This window comes from Arthrobacter sp. P4_F10 (genome assembly GCF_056401435.1).
Genome location: NZ_JBFUJJ010000097.1, coordinates 1 through 524, shown reverse-complemented (window position 1 = coordinate 524; position 524 = coordinate 1). Strand labels below are relative to the sequence as shown.

The following is a 524-nucleotide window of genomic DNA, read 5'->3' as shown; positions in this document are numbered from 1 at the left end:
TGGTTGTGGTGGTGCCGGGTGTGTCTGTTGTTTGAGAACTCAATAGTGTGCCAAGTTTGTTGATACCAATTTATTGTATATGGATTGGTTGAATTGACTGGATTGCGCCACCCCGTGGTGTGGTCTGGTTTTTACAGCTGGTTTCAAATTTTGTGCAGTGCGTGCATCCCGTTTTCCCGGGGGCGCGTGTTGTGTCTGTTTTACTTCAACGGAGAGTTTGATCCTGGCTCAGGATGAACGCTGGCGGCGTGCTTAACACATGCAAGTCGAACGATGACCCGGTGCTTGCGCCGGTGATTAGTGGCGAACGGGTGAGTAACACGTGAGTAACCTGCCCTTAACTCTGGGATAAGCCTGGGAAACTGGGTCTAATACCGGATATGACTCCTCATCGCATGGTGGGGGGTGGAAAGCTTTATTGTGGTTTTGGATGGACTCGCGGCCTATCAGCTTGTTGGTGAGGTAATGGCTCACCAAGGCGACGACGGGTAGCCGGCCTGAGAGGGTGACCGGCCACACTGGGA

1 rRNA gene is annotated in these 524 nt (G+C 52.7%); it reads left to right on the top strand.

The features are described from left to right. Positions 1-205: 205 nt before the first annotated feature. Positions 206-524 (top strand): 16S ribosomal RNA (locus AC1DR1_RS23170); the annotation flags it as partial.